At 75.5% G+C, this 17648-nt stretch carries 13 protein-coding genes; 3 read left to right on the forward strand and 10 right to left on the reverse strand.

Features of this window, described 5'->3' with window-relative positions:
* Positions 1 to 2: 2 nt before the first annotated feature.
* Entirely contained in the window at positions 3 to 902 is a 900-nt protein-coding gene (locus FS882_RS06555) for an AraC family transcriptional regulator (RefSeq protein WP_158372159.1), read from the reverse strand.
* Positions 903 to 1013: 111 nt separating this feature from the next.
* Here FS882_RS06555 and FS882_RS06560 point away from each other — a divergent pair, with 111 nt between their 5' ends.
* Positions 1014 to 4370: a proline dehydrogenase family protein gene (locus FS882_RS06560; protein WP_158372161.1), complete on the forward strand. Its 3357-nt coding sequence runs from the start codon at positions 1014 to 1016 to the stop codon at positions 4368 to 4370.
* Between the two features lie 281 nt (positions 4371 to 4651).
* On the opposite strand, the gene FS882_RS06565 is transcribed toward FS882_RS06560, so the two are convergent.
* From FS882_RS06565 to FS882_RS06585, 5 genes are all read right to left on the reverse strand, one after another.
* Positions 4652 to 5686, reverse strand: coding sequence for a LacI family DNA-binding transcriptional regulator (locus FS882_RS06565; RefSeq protein WP_158372163.1), 1035 nt, complete (start codon positions 5684 to 5686; stop codon positions 4652 to 4654).
* Positions 5687 to 5793: 107 nt separating this feature from the next.
* Positions 5794 to 6711, reverse strand: a complete 918-nt coding sequence (locus tag FS882_RS06570) for a carbohydrate ABC transporter permease (protein WP_158372165.1) — start codon at positions 6709 to 6711, stop codon at positions 5794 to 5796.
* Positions 6708 to 7808, reverse strand: a complete 1101-nt coding sequence (locus tag FS882_RS06575) for a carbohydrate ABC transporter permease (protein WP_187365167.1) — start codon at positions 7806 to 7808, stop codon at positions 6708 to 6710. The genes FS882_RS06570 and FS882_RS06575 overlap by 4 nt, the downstream gene beginning before the upstream one ends.
* A 105-nt stretch (positions 7809 to 7913) precedes the next feature.
* A complete protein-coding gene (locus FS882_RS06580; protein ID WP_158372168.1) occupies positions 7914 to 9209 on the reverse strand; it encodes an ABC transporter substrate-binding protein in 1296 nt (431 codons plus the stop codon).
* 240 nt (positions 9210 to 9449) lie between these two features.
* Positions 9450 to 9956, reverse strand: coding sequence for a DUF2505 domain-containing protein (locus FS882_RS06585; RefSeq protein WP_158372170.1), 507 nt, complete (start codon positions 9954 to 9956; stop codon positions 9450 to 9452).
* A gap of 176 nt (positions 9957 to 10132) precedes the next feature.
* On the opposite strand from FS882_RS06585, the gene FS882_RS06590 reads away from it, so the two are divergent.
* A complete protein-coding gene (locus FS882_RS06590; RefSeq protein WP_158372172.1) occupies positions 10133 to 11635 on the forward strand; it encodes a sensor histidine kinase in 1503 nt (500 codons plus the stop codon).
* A gap of 282 nt (positions 11636 to 11917) precedes the next feature.
* Here FS882_RS06590 and FS882_RS06595 read toward each other — a convergent pair whose 3' ends face one another.
* On the reverse strand, positions 11918 to 12166 hold the full coding sequence (locus FS882_RS06595; RefSeq protein WP_147794125.1) for a WhiB family transcriptional regulator: 249 nt from the start codon (positions 12164 to 12166) through the stop codon (positions 11918 to 11920).
* Positions 12167 to 12545: 379 nt separating this feature from the next.
* Here FS882_RS06595 and FS882_RS06600 point away from each other — a divergent pair, with 379 nt between their 5' ends.
* Positions 12546 to 12977 carry a hypothetical protein gene (locus tag FS882_RS06600; protein ID WP_262348117.1) on the forward strand — a complete coding sequence of 144 codons (432 nt, stop codon included), beginning with the start codon at positions 12546 to 12548 and terminating at the stop codon, positions 12975 to 12977.
* A gap of 174 nt (positions 12978 to 13151) precedes the next feature.
* Here FS882_RS06600 and FS882_RS06605 read toward each other — a convergent pair whose 3' ends face one another.
* The 3 genes from FS882_RS06605 to FS882_RS06615 form a co-directional block, all read right to left on the reverse strand.
* Entirely contained in the window at positions 13152 to 15902 is a 2751-nt protein-coding gene (locus FS882_RS06605) for an FtsX-like permease family protein (protein WP_187365168.1), read from the reverse strand.
* Between the two features lie 23 nt (positions 15903 to 15925).
* Positions 15926 to 16654 carry an ABC transporter ATP-binding protein gene (locus tag FS882_RS06610; protein ID WP_262348143.1) on the reverse strand — a complete coding sequence of 243 codons (729 nt, stop codon included), beginning with the start codon at positions 16652 to 16654 and terminating at the stop codon, positions 15926 to 15928.
* Between the two features lie 282 nt (positions 16655 to 16936).
* Entirely contained in the window at positions 16937 to 17647 is a 711-nt protein-coding gene (locus tag FS882_RS06615; protein WP_158372176.1) for a response regulator, read from the reverse strand.
* Position 17648: the final 1 nt, after the last annotated feature.

The raw sequence follows: 17648 nt of genomic DNA on the forward strand, positions 1-17648 counted from the left end.
GCTCAGCCCGCGGCGCGGGGCCACGGCAGCGGCGGGACCGGGGGCGGCGCGGGCGCGGTCGCGGGACCCCCGGACGCCGCGACCGCCCGCGCCGCGCGGCGGAACTGCGCCGGCGTCTCCCCGGTCAGCCGCCCGAACGTCCGGGTGAACGAGGCCTGGTCGTAGAACCCCGCCGCCGCGGCGACCTCGGCGAGCGGCAGGTCGGTCCCGGCGAGCAGCCCGGCCGCGTGGTCGACCCGCGCCCGCAGGACGTACTGCTGCGGCGACAGCGCGTACACCCGGCGCACCCGGCGGTCCAGCGTCGACGGCGAGCAGCCCGCCGCCCCGGCGAGCTCGGCGACCGTCGGCGGGTCCGCGAGCCGCGCCTGCACGAACGCCGCGACCCGGGACAGCGCCTCGACGGTGGCCACGTCGGCGTCGCCCGCGCGCAGCGCCTGGGAGATGCTCACCAGCCCGACGACCGCGCCGGCGTCGTCGCGCACCGGCTCCTTGGAGGTGAGGTACCAGCCGGGCGGGCCGCCGGGGCGGCGGATCAGCTCGAGCTCGCGGTGCAGCGGCCGGCCCGTGGCGAGCACGTCGCGGTCCTGCGCGTCGTACCGCTCGGCGAGGTGGGGGAGGAACAGCTCGGCGGCCGTCCTGCCGACGACCGCGCGGCGGGACCGCTCGGGGGTGCGGCGGACGAACGCGTCGTTGACCACCACGTACCGGCCGGTGACGTCCTTGGCGCAGAACATCGTGCCGGTGAGGTCGTCGCAGAGCCGGAGCAGCGCGGGGGTGAGGGCCCGCAGCAGGGCACGGGCGGCGGCGCCCGGGGCGTCGGGCGCGGCGGGCGCCGCGGGCGCCGCGGGCGCGCCGGGTGCGCCGGGGGCGTCGGCGGCGAGGTGGGCTGGACGGCGTTCCATGTCGGGGGCAGCGTAGGTGCTGCGCGTGACGCGCACGTGTCACGGATCGGGCCCGGTGGCCCGGCCGATCCGTGCAAGACGGGCCGCGGGCGGCTCGGGAAGGATCCCGCCATGACGACGACCCACGACCCGGCCGCCGCGGCCGGCGCCGCCGACCCCGCCGCCGCCCCCGCGCCCGACCACCTGCCCGCGGACGCCGTGGCCCTCGCGCACCGCTGGATGGCCGCGACCGCCGCCGACGAGACCCCGGCCGAGCGGCGGGCCACCGGCCGGCTCGCCGCGCTGGTCGCCGACCCCGCGGGCCTGGAGCTGGCGGTGCGGTTCGTGGACCGGGTCGCCCGCCCGGAGGACGCCCGGGTCGCGGCGGCCGAGCTCGCCGCCCTCGGGGACCGGGCCGCCGACGCCGCGGCGTTCCTCGGCGGCGTGGACCGGGCGCTGCTCGGCGTCGGCGCGAAGGTCGCCGCGCTGCTGCCGTCGGCCGTCGTGCCAGCGGCCAGGATCCGGCTGCGGCAGCTGGTGGGTCACCTCGTCGCGGACGCCGGCCCGGGCCTGGGCCCGCACCTGGCGCGCGCGCGGCGGGAGGGCTTCCGGCTCAACCTCAACCTGCTCGGCGAGGCGGTGCTCGGCGAGGACGAGGCGAACCGCCGGCTGCACCGGGTCGCCGAGCTGGCCGCCCGCCCGGACGTCGACTACGTGTCGATCAAGGTCTCGGCCGTCGCCAGCCAGCTGTCGACCTGGGACACCGAGGGCAGCGTGCGGCGGGTGGTCGACCGGCTGCGCCCGCTCTACCGCGCCGCGGCCGCGAGCGGCACGTTCCTCAACCTCGACATGGAGGAGTACCGCGACCTCGCCCTGACGGTGCGGGTGTTCGACGAGCTGGTGGACGACCCCGAGGTGCGCGGCGCCGAGATGGGCATCGTGCTGCAGGCGTACCTGCCCGACACCTCCGACGCCCTCGACGAGGTCACCGCGATCGCCCGGCGCCGGGTCGAGGCGGGCGGCGCGCGCCTGAAGGTGCGGCTGGTCAAGGGCGCGAACCTCGCGATGGAGCAGGTCGAGGCGGAGCTGCACGGCTGGGCGCAGGCGCCGTACGCGGGCAAGCCCGACGTCGACGCGCACTACGTCCGGCTCGTCCGGCGCGCCCTCGACCCCGAGCGGACGCCCGCGCTGCGCGTCGGCGTCGCGAGCCACAACCTGTTCCACGTCGCGTACGCCCACCTGCTCGCCGCGCACCGCGGGGTGACCGAGGCGCTCGACATCGAGATGCTGCAGGGCATGGCCCCGGCGCAGGCCCGCGCGGTGCAGCGCGAGGTCGGCCAGGTGCTGCTCTACACGCCGGTGGTCGCGAAGCAGGACTTCGACGTCGCGATCTCCTACCTGGTGCGCCGGCTGGAGGAGAACGCCGCGCACCAGAACTTCCTGCACGCGCTGTTCGCCGGCGGGGACGGCCCGGACGAGGGGATCGCGTCCCAGGAGGACGCGTTCCTCGCGTCGGTGGCGGGCGCGGACCGGGTGCCGGTCGAGCGCCGCCGGCTGCCGCGCGACCCGGCGGCCCCGTCGCCGGAGCCGGGCGCGTTCCGGAACGCCGCCGACAGCGACCCGGCCGTCGCCGAGTCCCGGGACTGGGCGGCCCGCCTGGTCGCCGCGGACGTCGAGCCGCCGGCCGGCGCCGTCGAGGTCGGGACCGAGGCCGAGGTGGACGCGGTCGTGGCCCGGGCGGTCGCCGCGGCGCCCGCCTGGTCCGCGCGCACCCCCGCCGAGCGCGCCGCGGTGCTGCGTCGCGCCGCCGACGAGCTCGAGGCCGCGCGGGGCGACCTGGTCGCCACGATGGTGCACGAGGGCGGCAAGACCGTCGCCGAGGCCGACCCCGAGGTCAGCGAGGCCGTCGACTTCGCCCGCTACTACGCCGACCGCGCCGAGGACCTGGCCGACGGGCGTGTCCCGGGCGCGGTGTTCCGGCCGCACGGGGTCACCGTCGTCACCCCGCCGTGGAACTTCCCGGTCGCCATCCCGGTCGGCTCGATGCTGGCGGCGCTCGCGGCGGGGTCGCCGGTGCTGATCAAGCCCGCGCCCCAGACGCCGCGGTGCGTCCGGGTCGCCGGGGCGGCCGTCCAGCGGGCGCTCGACGCGTCCGGGGTCGAGGAGGCCGCGCTGCAGGTGGTGCTGTCGCCCGAGGGGGAGGTCGGCCGTCGCCTGGTCACGCACCCGGACGTCGCGCGGGTCGTGCTGACCGGCTCGCTGGAGACGGCGCAGCTGTTCGCGGGCTGGCGGCCCGACCTCGACGTGCTCGCGGAGACCTCCGGGAAGAACGCCCTGATCATCACGCCGTCGGCCGACGTGGACCTCGCGGTGGCGGACCTGGTGCGGTCGGCGTTCGGGCACGCCGGGCAGAAGTGCTCGGCCGCGTCGCTGGCGATCCTCGTCGGGTCGGCCGGCACCTCCGACCGGCTGCGCCGGCAGCTCGCCGACGCGGTGTCGTCGCTGCAGGTCGGCTGGTCCGACGACCTCGGCACCACGATGGGCCCGCTGGTCGAACCGGCGTCGGGCAAGCTGCTCCGGGCGCTGACCACGCTGGACGAGGGCGAGGCGTGGCTCGTGCGGCCGCGGCGCCTCGACGAGGAGGGCCGGCTGTGGACCCCCGGCGTCAAGCACGGCGTGCGGCCCGGGTCCTGGTTCCACCTCACCGAGTGCTTCGGCCCGGTGCTCGGCGTCATCCGGGTCGACACCCTGGACGAGGCCATCGCCGTGCAGAACGCCGTCGCGCTCGGCCTCACCGGCGGGCTGCACTCCCTGGACGAGGCGGAGATCGCGCACTGGCTCGACCGGGTCGAGGTCGGCAACGCCTACGTCAACCGGCACATCACCGGGGCGATCGTGCAGCGGCAGCCGTTCGGCGGCTGGAAGGCCTCGGTCGTCGGCCCCGGCGCCAAGGCCGGCGGCCCGTCGTACGTCGCGCAGCTCGGCGCGTGGTCCGACGCCCCGGAGGTGGCCGCTCTGGACGACGAGGCCTGGCTGGCCTGGGCGCACGCCGACGACGCGCGGGTGTGGCGCGACGAGCTCGGCGTGGCGCACGACCCGTCCGGGCTGGCGTCCGAGGAGAACGCGCTCCGGCACCGCCCCGTGCCGCACCTGACCGTCCGGGTCGGGGCCGACGGGCGGGAGCGCGACGTGCTGCGCGTGCTCTCGGCGGCGCGGACCGCCGGCGTGCCGGTGACGGTGAGCCGGGCGCCGCAGGAGACGGACGAGGCGTTCGCGGCGCGGGTCGCCGCGGGCGAGGTGACCGGCCGGGTGCGGGTCGTCGGGTCGGCGCCGGGCCTGCGCGCCGCGGCGGTCACCCGCACCGGCGAGGTGACGGTGCTGGACGCACCGGTCGTGGCGAGCGGACGCCGCGAGCTCATGACGGTCGTCCGGGAGCAGGCGGTGTCCCGCACCCGCCACCGCTTCGGGCACGTCGACCCGACGCGCTGACGGCGGCGCCGCGCGGCGCCTTCGGGGGTGCCGCGCGGGCCCCGGCTCGCGGCTCGGGCGCCCGGCGGGCTCGGGCGCCCGGCGGGCGCGGCCGCCCGGCGGGCTCGGGCGCCGCGTGCGCGTCGAGGTGGTACCCGACACGTCGAGCGAGTAGTCGCCGACTACTCGCTCGACGTGTCGACTGCTCGCTCGGCGGTTCGGCGGCTCGGCGGCGCGGCCGAGCGGCGGCGCGGCCGCTCGGCGGTGCGGTGGCGCGGCGCCGCGTGGGCGTGCCCGGCCGGTCAGGCCGAGCCGCGGACGACCAGCTCCGGGGCGAACACCTGGGCCTCGGTGCGCGCGTGGCGCCCCTGCAGCTGGGCGACCAGCTCCTCGCCGGCGGCCCGCGCCATCGCGATCACCGGCTGCGTCACCGTCGTGAGGTTCGGCTTGGTGGTCGTGGCCAGGCCCGAGTTGTCGTACCCCACGACCGCCACGTCGCCGGGGACGTCCCGGCCGGCCTCGGCCAGCTCGGGCAGCGCGCCCGCCGCCATGAGGTCGGAGGCGATGAAGATCCCGTCGAGGTCGGGGAACCGGGCGAGCAGCTCGCGCGCCGCCGCGGCCCCGCCGTCGACGGTGAAGTCGCCGTGCACCACCGCGTCGTCCGGCAGGCCCGCCTCGGCGAGCGCGGCGCGCCAGCCGGCGAGGCGGTCGATGCCCGCGGACATGTCGGCGGGGCCGGCGATGGTCGCGATCCGCCGCCGGCCGAGCCGGACCAGGTGCTCGGTGGCGATCCGCCCGCCGCGCACGTTGTCGGTGTCGACGACCGCCGCGGACTCGCCGCCGACGAGCGGCCGGCCGATGAACACGGTCGGCAGCCGGGACGACTGGAGCGCGTGGTCGATGGCGTCGTCCCGGTGGTGCGACACCACGATGGCGCCGTCGACGTGCCCGGCGCGCAGGTACCGGGCGGTCCGCTCGGACTCCCCGGGCCGCGCGATGACGAGCAGCAGCTGCAGGTCGGCCAGCGCGAGCGGGGTGGACACCCCGTTGAGGACGCCGGCGAAGAACGGGTCGGACAGCACGCGCTCGTCCGGCTCGGGCACGACGAGCGCGACCGAGTCGGTGCGCCGGGTCACCAGCGACCGCGCGGCGCGGTTCGGCGTGTAGCCCAGGTCGGCGACCGCCGCGGCGACGGACTCCATGGCCTCGGGCGACACCCGGTCGCCGCCGTTGATGGCGCGCGAGGCGGTGGACCGGGAGACGCCCGCACGCAGCGCGACCTGCTCGAGGGTCGGTGCCGGGTGGGTCGCCGACGGGATGGCGGACTGGTCGATCACGGTGGATCGCCCCCTCGTGACGGTCGGGTGGTGCCCGTGCGCGGGGCACCGGCGGACGCGCGCCCCTGCACGGGGCCCGCGGACGGGCCCCGCGCGAAGCGTAGCGGTCAGCCCTTGACGGCCCCGGCCATGATCCCCGCGACCAGCTGGCGGCCGGCGACGACGAACAGCAGGAGCAGCGGGATGATCGACAGGACGACGCCGGCCATGATCAGCGGCAGGTCCTGGAAGAAGCCGGCCTGCAGGAGCTTGAGCGCCACCGGCAGTGTCGGGTTCTGGTTGCCGAGCACGATGGACGGCCAGAAGAAGTTCGTCCACGAGGTGATGAAGGTGAACAGCGCCAGCATCGCCGCCGCGGGCCGGGCCGCGGGCAGCGCCACCGACCAGAACGTGCGGAACATGGACGCGCCGTCGACCCGGGCGGCCTCGATGAGCTCGTAGGGGAGCGCGGAGTCGAGGTACTGGGTCATCCAGAACACGCCGAACGCGGTCACCATCGCGGGCAGGATCACCGCGAGCAGGTTGCCGGTCAGGCCGAGCTCGCGCATGACGATGTACAGCGGGACGACGCCGAGCTGGGTCGGCACGGCCATCGTCGCGATGACGAACACCAGCAGCGGGCCGCGGCCGCGGAACCGGAGCTTGGAGAACGAGTAGCCCGCGAGCGTCGAGAAGAACACCACGGACAGGCTGGTGATCACGGCGACGACCAGGGAGTTGCCGGTCGCCTTCACCAGGTCGATGTCGGCGTCGAAGACGCGCTGCAGGTTCGTGAAGAACTCGCCGCCGGGGATCAGGGACGGCACCGGGTTCTGCGCCACCTCGGCCGACGTCGAGGACGACAGCAGGAAGGTGTAGTAGAGCGGGTAGGCCGAGATCAGCAGGAACGCGCCGAGGACGACGTAGGTCACCCAGCCCGGCCGGCGGTCGGCGCCGCCGTTGGTCTTGTTGCGCTTGCGCTGCGCCGCGCGGGCCGCGCCCTTGCCGGCGGTCTGCGCGATGACGGGGACGGACGGGGCGCTCATCGGGGGTCCACCTCGGTCGGTGCGGCCGCGGGGACCGCGGCGTCGGACGTCTGCTTGACCCGGCGGGCGAGGTCGCGGGAGGCGCGGCGGCTCTGCTTGCGGGCGGCCTTCGCGGTGCGGCTCATGTCGTCCGCGGAGGCGATGCGCCGGGTCAGGAAGTTGTTGATCAGCGCGAAGATGATGATGATCAGGAACAGCAGCCAGGCGACCGCCGCGGCCCGGCCGAGCTGCTGCTTGTTCCAGCCCAGCTCGTACAGGTAGAGCGTCACGGTCTTCCACTGGCCGTTCGAGCCGCCGAGGCCGGTCGCGTCGTACATGCGGGGCTCGTCGAAGATCTGCAGGCCGCCGATGGTCGACGTGAGGATCACGAAGATCATGGTCGGGCGGACCATCGGCACGGTGATGGAGAAGAACTGCCGGACGCGGTTCGCGCCGTCGAGCGTCGCGGCCTCGTACATGTCGCGGGGGATGGCCTGCATGGCGGCCAGCAGGATCAGCGCGTTGTAGCCGGTCCAGCGGAAGTTCACCATCGACGCGATGGCGATGTGCGAGGCGAACGCGTCCTTGTGCCAGCCGATCGGGTCGATGCCGATCTGGCCGAGCAGGGAGTTGATCATGCCCGAGCCGTCGGCGAACATCTGCGAGAACACCAGGCCGACGGCGACCGGGGCGACGACGTAGGGGAGCAGCACGCCCATCCGCCAGAACGTCTTCGCGCGGAGGTTCGCGTCCAGCATCGCGGCGATGACGAGGGCGGCGATCACCTGGGGCACCGTGGACAGCAGGAAGATGCTGAAGGTGTTGCGCAGCGAGTTCCAGAAGAACGTCTGGCCGAGCACGAAGGTGAAGTTGTCGAGGCCGACGAAGTCGCCCTGGCCGCCGATGAGGCTCCACTCGTGCAGGGAGACCCAGCCGGTGTAGAGCAGCGGGAACAGGCCGACCACCGCGAACAGCAGGAAGAACGGCGAGATGTAGAGGTAGGGCGAGACCTTCACGTCCCAGCGGCCCAGCGTCTGCTTGAAGCCGATCTTCCGGGGCGCGCGGTCGTCGTCGCTGCGCGGTGCCGCGCCCCTGGGGGGCGCCGTCTGGGTGGCCATGGGGATCCTTCGTGCGGGCGGGCCGGGGTCGTGCGGTGCGGGCGCGGGTGGTGCCCGCGCGACGGACCGGGCCGCCGGGAGTCCCGGCGGCCCGGCCCGGTGGGGTCAGCCGATCGCGGCGACCGCGTCCTCGAAGCCCTTCCAGGACTCCTCGGGGGTCATCGACTTGTCGACGTCGACGCGGTTGAAGGCGTCCGACAGGCCGGTGCGGATGGTGAAGTAGTTCTCACCCTTGAACGGGGCGACGGAGATGGCCGCGGCCCGGTCGGTGTAGATCTGGCCGGTCGGCGCGTCGTTGAAGAACTCGCGGGTCATGCCCTGGAGCTCGTCCGACTGCTGCGCCTCGATCTGGCTCGGGAAGTTGCCGTTGACGGCGAACGCCGCCAGCTGCTGCTCCGGGGCGGTCAGCCAGTCGGCGAGCGCCTTGGCCTCCTCCTGGTGCTTCGACATCGTCGGGACGGCGAGGAACGAGCCGCCCCAGTTGCCGCCGCCGCCGGGGAAGACGTTGGCGATGTCCCAGCCCTCGACGCCCGCCGAGTTGCCCTCGATGTTGCCCAGGAACCAGGCCGGGGCGAGCGCGACCGCGAAGCCGTTGCTCTGGAACGCGTTGGTCCAGTCGGTCTCCCACTGCTTGAGGCCCGCGGACTGGTCCTCGTGCGACAGGATCGTGTCGTAGATGTCGCGGATCTCGGGGTTGTCGAGCGCGATGATCTCGCCGGAGTCGGGGTCCTCGAACGGCACCTCGACCTGGTTGATCATGCCCTGGGCCAGCGCGTCGGCGGAGTCGAAGAACGCCGGGCCGGTGCCCGCGGCCATGAACTGGTCGCCGACCGCGAAGAAGTCGTCCCAGGTGGCGTCGTCGCCGCCGAACAGCTCGGCCACGGCCTCGCGGTCCGTCGGGAGGCCTGCGGCCGCGAACAGGTCGGCGCGGTAGGCGATGGCCTCCGGGCCGATGTCCGTCGGGTAGCCGAGCAGCGCGCCGTCGGGGGTGGTGGCCTGGTCGGTGGTCCACTTGTTCCAGCGGCCCTCGACCGAGTCGCTGGTCAGGTCGGTGAACTGGTCCGAGTACTGGATCATCTGCGGCAGCCAGTCGACCTCGACGCCGACGACGTCCGCGAGGCCCGAGCCGGCGCCGAGCGCCGTCTGGAACTGCTCCTTGGCGTCGTCGGACTTGCCGAACTTGTTGTGCTCGATCGTGATGTTCGGGTGCTCCTCCTCGTACTGCTTGAGGAGGTCCTCGTAGCCGAACTGGTTGAAGGTCGAGATGGTCAGGGTGATCTGACCGTCCGAGCCCTCGTCGCCAGCGGCGTCGTCCGACCCGCCGCCGCACGCCGTCGCCAGCAGGGCGACGCTCGCCGCTCCGGCCACGGCCACCCAGGTCTTGCGCGTGCTCCTGCGCACTGTGACTCCCTCGTCATCCGCGGCGACGTCGCCGCTCCCGTCGGGTCGCCGGCACCGGCGCCCGTCGTGGGACCGCTCCCACCACGTTCTGCGGGAGCGCTCTCACGCCATGTCAGGCACCTTGTCGCCCGGGGGTGGGGGAAGTCAAGCGAGGGGGTGGGCAAACGGGTGTGGAAGCGGTCCCACCGACGCGTTACCGCTGGTCAGAGACGTTCAGCCGCCGACCGCGTTACGCAATCGTTACGCCTCGTGCGTGCTCGCGACCCACTCGCGCGCCACGCCGGCCTCGGCCTCGAGCGCGCCGCGCACGGCCTTCGCGGCCGCCTGCTCGACGGCGGACCCGAACAGCGGGACGTTCGCCTTGAGGTCGCCGTCGTAGGTGATCTCGGAGCCGCTCGCGGCCGCCGTCAGGGCGACCGTCCCCGTCAGCCGCACCGGGGCGCCGGCGATCTCCACGGCGACCGTGCCCGTCCGGGACCCGTCCGCCGCCGCGGGCTCCCAGGCCTCCACCTGGCGCACCTCGAGCGTCGAGCCGACGAACGCGCGGACGTTCGGCGGGATCAGGTCCGTCGGCAGCGCGCGCCGGGTCGTCACCGTCAGCGCGCCGTCCTCGGCGGGGGCGACGTCGACGTGCAGCACCTCGGCGCCGCTCGCCAGCACCTTCGCCCGGACGTACACCGGGTCGGCCAGCATCGTCCCGGCGGTGCGGGGATCGGTCGGGACGGGGACGGTGACCTGCAGGTGCACGGGCGTTCGGGTCCTTCCGAGGTGCGCGGGCGGTCGCGGGGGAGGTGCGGTTCCGACGACAGTATCCGCCCGGGCGCCGGCGCGCGTCCCGGTCGGGCGGCGGGCGTGGGACGCGTCACGTGCCGCGGGGTGGGACGGGCCCGGGGACGCGCCCCCCTGCGCCGTACCCTGGGGCCGTGTCCACCCTGAGCGAGCTCGCGCAGCGCCACGCCCACCTCGACGCCGCGGACCTCGAGTGGCTGCACCTGCTGGTCGGCGACTGGCAGGTCATCTCGGACCTCGCGTTCGCCGACCTCGTGCTGTGGCTGCCCACCGACGACGGCGACTTCGTCGCGATCGCGCAGGCGCGGCCGAGCACCGGCGCGACCGTGCACTACGACGACGTGGTGGGCTCGCGCGCGCCCGAGGGGCAGCGACCCCAGCTCGAGCGCTCGCTGAGCGAGGTCCGGGCGCAGCGGTCGCGCGAGCCGCGCTGGTTCGGGTCGTACGCGGTGCGCGAGGAGGCGGTGCCGGTCGTGCACGAGGGCCGCGCCATCGCCGTCATCGCCCGGCAGACCAACCTCGGCGGGGCCCGCACGCCCAGCCGCCTGGAGCTGAACTACGTCGAGGCCGCCGACGACATCATGGGGATGATCGCCCGCGGGGAGTTCCCGATGACGAACGCCGCGACCGGCCCGCGCCGGGGAGCCCCGCGCGTCGCCGACGGCCTGGTGCGGCTGAACTCCGAGGGCGAGGTGCTGTACGCCAGCCCGAACGCGCTGTCCTGCTTCCACCGGTTCGGCGCGATGGACGACCTCGTCGGCCGCTCGCTGGTCGAGGTGGTCGCCGACCTGATCGAGCAGAACTCGCCGGTCGACGAGTCGATGCCGCTGGTGCTGATGGGCCGGGCGCCGTGGCGGACCGACATCGAGGCGCACGGCGTGGCGCTGTCCCTGCGCGCCGTCCCGCTGTCCGAGGAGGGGGAGCGGATCGGCGCGGTGCTGCTGTGCCGCGACGTGTCCGAGCTGCGCCGCCGCGAGCGCGAGCTCATCACCAAGGACGCGACGATCCGCGAGATCCACCACCGCGTGAAGAACAACCTGCAGACGGTGGCGGCGCTGCTGCGGCTCCAGGCCCGCCGGATGAACGTCCCCGAGGCCCGTGCGGCCCTCGAGGAGGCCATGCGCCGGGTCGCGACCATCGCGCTGGTGCACGAGACGCTGTCGCAGACCCTCGACGAGACCGTGGTGTTCGACGAGCTGGTCGGCCGGTCGCTGCGGCTCGCCGCCGACGTGGCGTCCGCCGGCGCGTCGGTGCGGACGCTGGTCCGCGGCACCTTCGGGCCGGTGTCCGCCGAGGACGCCACCGCGCTGGCGCTCGTGCTCACCGAGCTGGTGACGAACGCCGTCGAGCACGGGCTGGCCGGGCGGGACTCGGGGTCGGTCGAGGTCACCGCCGAGCGCGTCGAGGACGACCTCACCGTGACCGTCGCGGACGACGGCGCGGGCATCCCCGCGGAGTCGGGCGGCAGCGGCGCCGGTCCGGGCACCGGCCTCGGGACGCAGATCGTGTCCACCCTCGTGACGAACGAGCTGCGCGGGTCCATCGCCTGGTCCCCGCGGGAGGGCGGCGGCACCGAGGTCACGCTGCGCGCGACGCTGCGCACCCCGGGCCGCGACGCGGCCGCGACCGTCGCCTGACGCCCCGCGGCGCCCCCGCGTCCGCCCCCGCGTCCGCGCCCGGGCGACCCCGAGGGAGCGGACCCGCCGAGTCTGCGGAAGCGGACTGTGAGCGGTGGCGCGGGCAGAGGCACGATCCGGAGACTCGACGACGCGCGGCGACGCGACGCGACGCGACGCGCGGCGGCGTGGCGTGGGCGGCGGGCGTCGCGGCGAGCGGGCCGCGGGCAGGAACGGCGACGCCCGCCGTGCCCCGGGGGGAGGGGCTCGGCGGGCGTCGGGGGTCGTGCTGCGCGGCGGGGGTCAGCCCGCGCGGCGCTGGCGGGCGGTGCGGCGCTTGAGGGCGCGCCGCTCGTCCTCGGAGAGACCGCCCCACACGCCGGCGTCCTGGCCGGACTCCAGCGCCCACTTGAGGCAGGTGTCGACGACGTCGCACCGGCGGCACACGGCCTTGGCCTCCTCGATCTGCAGCAGGGCCGGGCCCGTGTTGCCGATCGGGAAGAACAGCTCGGGGTCCTCGGTCAGACACGCTGCCTGGTGGCGCCAATCCATCGAAACTCTCCTCAGCACAGGGGCATGCCACGACCAGGGGGCTGGGTGGCATGGGCGCTCGAGCACACGTCCGACGCACAGAAGGAGGCGGGGGGCGTGAGCGTCGGCGCTCGGGGGGATCGAACTGCTGAGTACAAGATTCACATGGCTGCCGGAGGGCGCACAAGGGGTTACGCGCAGGTTTCTTGCGCGTGACGACTGAGGCGTCGGTCACATCTGTGTGCACCCTGAACGCCTGGGGCGCACGCTACTCCTGCACGGGCGTCGCGCGCCAACCGGTCCGGCCGTCGGGACCATCGTCCCTGGCCCGTGGGCGAGTCCCGTCGGGACCTGCGGGGACGCCCCGCCGATTCACCCGCGGCGCGCGTAGGGTCGGCGCGTGACCGCATCCCGCACCCCTCAGCCGTCCCCGTCGCCCCGGCCGGCCGCCGCGCCGGGCGCCGTGCGGCTGCTCGCCGGCCTCGTGCTGCTGCAGTCGCTCGCCGTCGCGGTGATCGCCGTCGCGCTGGTCGTCGCGCTCGTGCGCGGCACGTCGATGCCCGGTCCCGTGGTGTTCCTGATCCTGCTCGCCGCCGGCATCGCCGCCGTGCTGGGCGGTGCGGGGCGCGCGCTGCTCCGGGGGCACCGCTGGGGACGGTCGCCGGTGATGACGGTGCAGATCCTGCTGGTCGTGCTGGCGGTGGGCTGGCTGGGTGTCGAGGTCGCCGCCTGGTCGGTCGCCGTGCTGGCGCTGGCGGTGGTCGTCGGCGCCCTGCTGGTCACCCCGACGGTCGTCGCCTGGACCACGGGCACCGCCGGCCGCGAGGACTGACCCGCCCGCCGCGCCATCCGCGAGACCGGTGCTTCCCGCCGAGATCGGCGCCCGCGACGACCGATCTCGGCGCGGAGCACCGACGTCGGCAGAGGCGGGCAGCGGGCGGGAACGCGCCGCGCGCCCGGCGGGGGAGTCCCCCGCCGGGCGCGCGCCGGTCTGCCGGTCGCCGGGTCAGTCGACCGCGAGGGCCGCGACCGGGGGCGTCCGGGCGGCCGTGCGGCCGGGCAGCGCCGAGGCGAGCACGCCCGCCACGAGCGCCACGCCGAGCACCAGCCCGAGGTCGGCCCACGGCACCCGCAGCTGCAGGTCCGCGATGCCGGCGAGCACCGCGGCCGACCCGAGCCAGCCGTACGCCAGCCCGAGCGCGATCCCGACGACCGCCCCGACGCCCGCGATCAGCGCGCCCTCGACGGCCATCGACGCCCGCAGCTGGCGCCGCGTGAGGCCCAGGGCCCGGAGCGTGGCCGACTCGCGGCGCCGCTCGATGACCGACAGGGACAGCGTGTTGGTCACGCCGATCAGCGCGATCACGACCGCCACCGCCAGCAGCCCCACGACCACCGCGAGCAGGGTGTCGATCGCCCGCTGGTACAGCGCCCGCTCGAGCGCCGCGCCGGTGATCTCCAGCACGGAGTCCGACGTGAGGTCCTGCACCTGCTGCACGACCTGACCGGAGTCGAGGACGTCCGCCACCCGCAGCCAGGCGGTGCTGAGCGTCCCCGGGGAGCCGAGGTCGTCGAGCGTGCTCGGCGTGACCAGGACGAACCAGCTGTCCAGCGGGACGACGACCGCCGTGAGGTCGACGGGCGTGCCGACGCCGGAGCCCTCGGTGCGGGCGACGGGGACCCGGTCGCCGTCGGTGATGCCGGCGCTCTTCGCGACGGCCTCGGGGACCACGACGGTGCCGTCGCCGACGGCCGCGGCCAGGTCGGTGTCGCGGAGGACGGCCGCGGCCTGGTCCGGGGTGATGCCGAGCGCGTCGACGGTCTGGGTGCCGTCGATCTCCACGCTGTCCCGGACGAGCGTGGCCGACGACTCGACCCCGGGGATGTCGGCCAGCGCCTCGACGGTGCCGGCGGGCAGCGCCTCGGTGACCGGGTTGCCGTTCTCGTCGGTGGTGAACGGCGCCGCGACCGCGAGGTCGACCGGGTACCGGGTGTCGAGCTCGTCGTCCAGGGTGGCCCGCGCGGTCACGGCGCCGGTGCTCATCATCGCGACGAGCGTGACGCCGATCAGCAGCGCGGTGCTGGTGGCGGCGGTGCGCGCCGGGTTCCGGCCGGTGTTCGCCGCGGCGAGCCGTGCCGGCATCCCGAACCGGCCGACCAGGCGGCCGATCGCGGCGACGACCTTGGGCATCCAGAACACCGCGCCGACCAGCAGGCCGACGAACGACGCCGCCCCGCCGAGGATCGCGATGCCGACGGCCGCGACGAGGATCTGCTGCGACAGGGCGACCCCGGCGGCGAGCATCAGCGTGCCGCCGATGACCAGGACCAGGCTGACGACGAGCCGGAACCGGCCCGCGCGGCTGCCGGCCGCGGGCGCGTCGGCCGGGCGCAGCGCGGCGATCGGGGCGACCCGGGTGGCGACCCGGGCCGGCGTCAGGGCGGCGAGCACGGTGACGACCACACCGACGGCCAGCGGCGCCACGACGCTCGCGACGGTCGGGCGGACGACGGACGGCACCGGGAACGGCAGGTCAGCGTTCTGCATGACCAGCAGCGCGACCTGCACCAGCGCGGTGCCGAGCAGCGCGCCCGCGACGGAGGCCGCGAAGCCGAGCAGGGAGGCCTCCAGCAGCACGGACCGGCGCACCTGGGACCGCACGGCGCCGACGCACCGGAGCAGCGCGAGCGTCCGGGTGCGCTGGGCGACGAGCACCTGGAAGGTGTTCGCGATGACGAGGCCGGCGACGATCATCGCCACCGCGGCGAACGCGAGCACGACCACCAGGATCGGGCCGGTGCCGTCGCCGCCGGACAGGCTGCGCTCGGCGGCCGCGTCGCGGGTGAGGACGATCGGGTCCGTGCTGCCCGAGGCGGTGAGGACGCCCTGGACCGCGTCGACGACGGTCGCGGTGTCGGCGCCGTCGTCGACGGCGAGCAGCAGCTGCGAGGTCGCGGCGTCCGCGAGGGTCGGTGCCCCGTCGCCCTCGCCGAAACCGGCCCACAGCAGGGTGTCGTCGAGGGTGGCCAGAGCGGCGCCGCCGTACTGGGCCCAGGCCGACGTCGGGTCGGTGGTCAGGCCGACGACCTCGGCGTCGGCCCGGACCTCGCGGTAGCTGCCCTCGGGGTCGCCGGGGGCGCCCGTCGCCTCGTCCGAGGGGGCGGCGGTCGCGCCGTCCGCAGCGCCGGCGGTCGCGCCGGCGGGGTCCTCCGCGGGCGCCGTGGCGACGGCGTCCGGCGACCCGGTCGCGTCCCCCGTGGCCGCGGCGTCCGCGTCCCCCGTGGCGGCCGAGGCCCCGGCGGCGTCCTGCCACCGGTAGTACGACACCGCCACGGTGTCCCCGACGCCCACGTGCAGCCGCTCGGCCGCCCGCTCGGGCAGCGCGATCTGGCCGTCCGCGGTCGGCAGCGCGCCCTCGGTGACGTGCTGGGTGTCGAAGGCCGGGTCGCTCGCCACGGGGACGAGCGTCTGGGTGATCTCGCGGTCGCCGGCGGACATCGCGATGTAGGGGGCCACGACCCGGGGGTCGGCGGCGGCGACGCCCGGTGTGTCCCGGACCGCCTCGACGATCTTCTCGTCGAGAGAGACGCCGTTACCGGCGTCCGCGATCAGGTCGGCGGTCCCGTAGGACGCGGTGATCGAGTCGTACGAGATGCGCTGCATGATCGTGCCGGCGAGCAGCGTCGCGGCGATGAACGCCGTGCCGATGGCGACCGCGATGCCCGCGGCGGTGAGCCGGCCGAGGCTGCGGCGCATCTGCGCCAGGGTGAGCCGCCACATCAGGCACCCACCGGCGTCTCGGTGACCTCGAGCTGGCGCAGCGCGTCGAGCCCGGCGAGCACGGCCTCGGGGGTCGGGTCGACGATGTCGCCCGCGATCCGGCCGTCGGCGAGCAGCACCACGCGGTCGGCGTAGGCGGCGGCGGTCGGGTCGTGCGTGACCATGATGATCGTGCGGCCCAGCTCGCGGACGGAGCGGCGCAGGAAGCTCAGCACCTCGGCGCCGGAGCGCGAGTCGAGGTTGCCGGTGGGCTCGTCCGCGAACACGACCTCGGGCTTGGCGATCAGCGCGCGGGCGATCGCGACGCGCTGCTGCTGGCCGCCGGACAGCTCGGACGGGCGGTGGGTGAGCCGCTGCCCGAGGCCGAGCGTGGCGACCAGGGTGTCGAACCACGCGCGGTCGGCCTTGGCCCCGGCGAGCTCGAGCGGCAGCAGGATGTTCTGCTCGGCCGTGAACATCGGCAGCAGGTTGAACGACTGGAACACGAAGCCGACCCGGTCGCGGCGCAGGCGGGTGAGCGCGTCGTCGTCGAGCGTGGTCACGTCGGTCCGCCCGAGGAACGCGGAGCCGGAGGTGGCGGCGTCGAGGCCGGCGAGCACGTGCATCAGCGTCGACTTGCCGGAGCCGGACGGGCCCATGATCGCGGTGAACTCGCCGGCGGCGAAGTCGACGTCGACCCCGGCGAGGGCACGCACCTCGGCCTCGCCGCGGCCGTAGACCTTGGTCAGGCCGCGGGCGCGGACGGCGGCCTCCCGCGCGGCTCGGCCCGGCTGGGCGGCGCCGGGCGCGTCGGACGCGCCGTGCGGCGGGATCGGGCCGGTGCTGGCGGCGGGGGCGGGGACGAACGGGTCCACGGCTGTGCTCCTGGGACGGTCGGATCGGGTCGTCCCCGACGCTACGGAGTCCGCCCGCGCAGCCGCGTCCACCCCCGGTCCGGACCTCACGTCATCCCGGGGTACGACCCGGGGCCGTCGCGGCCCGACCGGGGCCGCACCCGGCCCGCGCCCGGGTCACGCCCCGGGGACCACCAGGCCCGTCTCGTACGCGACGACCACGGCCTGCACGCGGTCCCGCGCGCCGAGCTTCGCGAGGATCCGCCCGACGTGCGTCTTGACGGTGGCCTCGGCGACGTACAGGTCCTCGCCGATCTCGGTGTTGGACCGCCCGCGGGCCATGAGCACCAGCACCTCGCGCTCGCGGTCGGTGAGGGTGGCGAGCGCCTCGGTGCCGGCCGAGACCCGCTCCTGCTCGGCGGGCAGGGCCGTCACCAGGTGCTCCAGCAGCCGCTTGGTGGACGAGGGCGCGATCACGGCGTCGCCCCGGTGCACGGTCCGGATCGCGGCCAGCATGTCCTCGGGCGGCGCGTCCTTGAGCAGGAAGCCGCTGGCGCCCGCGCGGATGGCGGCGAGGACGTACTCGTCGAGGTCGAAGGTGGTGAGCACGATGATGCGGGGCGCCGGGTGGTCCGGGGTGCCGGCCGCGACGATCCGCTCGGTGGCGGCCAGGCCGTCGAGGTTCGGCATCCGCACGTCCATCAGCACGACGTCGACCGGCCCCAGGACCTGCGCCTGCGCGGTGCCCGCGGTGAGCGCCTGCACGGCCTGGGCGCCGTCGCCGGCCTCCAGGACCACCTCGAGGTCGGGCTGGGAGTCGATCACCAGGCGGAAACCGGCGCGCACGAGCTGCTGGTCGTCGACGAGGCCGACGCGGATCGGGGACATG

Origin of the sequence: Cellulosimicrobium cellulans (assembly GCF_007679345.1) — a bacterium.
GTDB classification, from domain to species: domain Bacteria; phylum Actinomycetota; class Actinomycetes; order Actinomycetales; family Cellulomonadaceae; genus Cellulomonas; species Cellulomonas cellulans_A.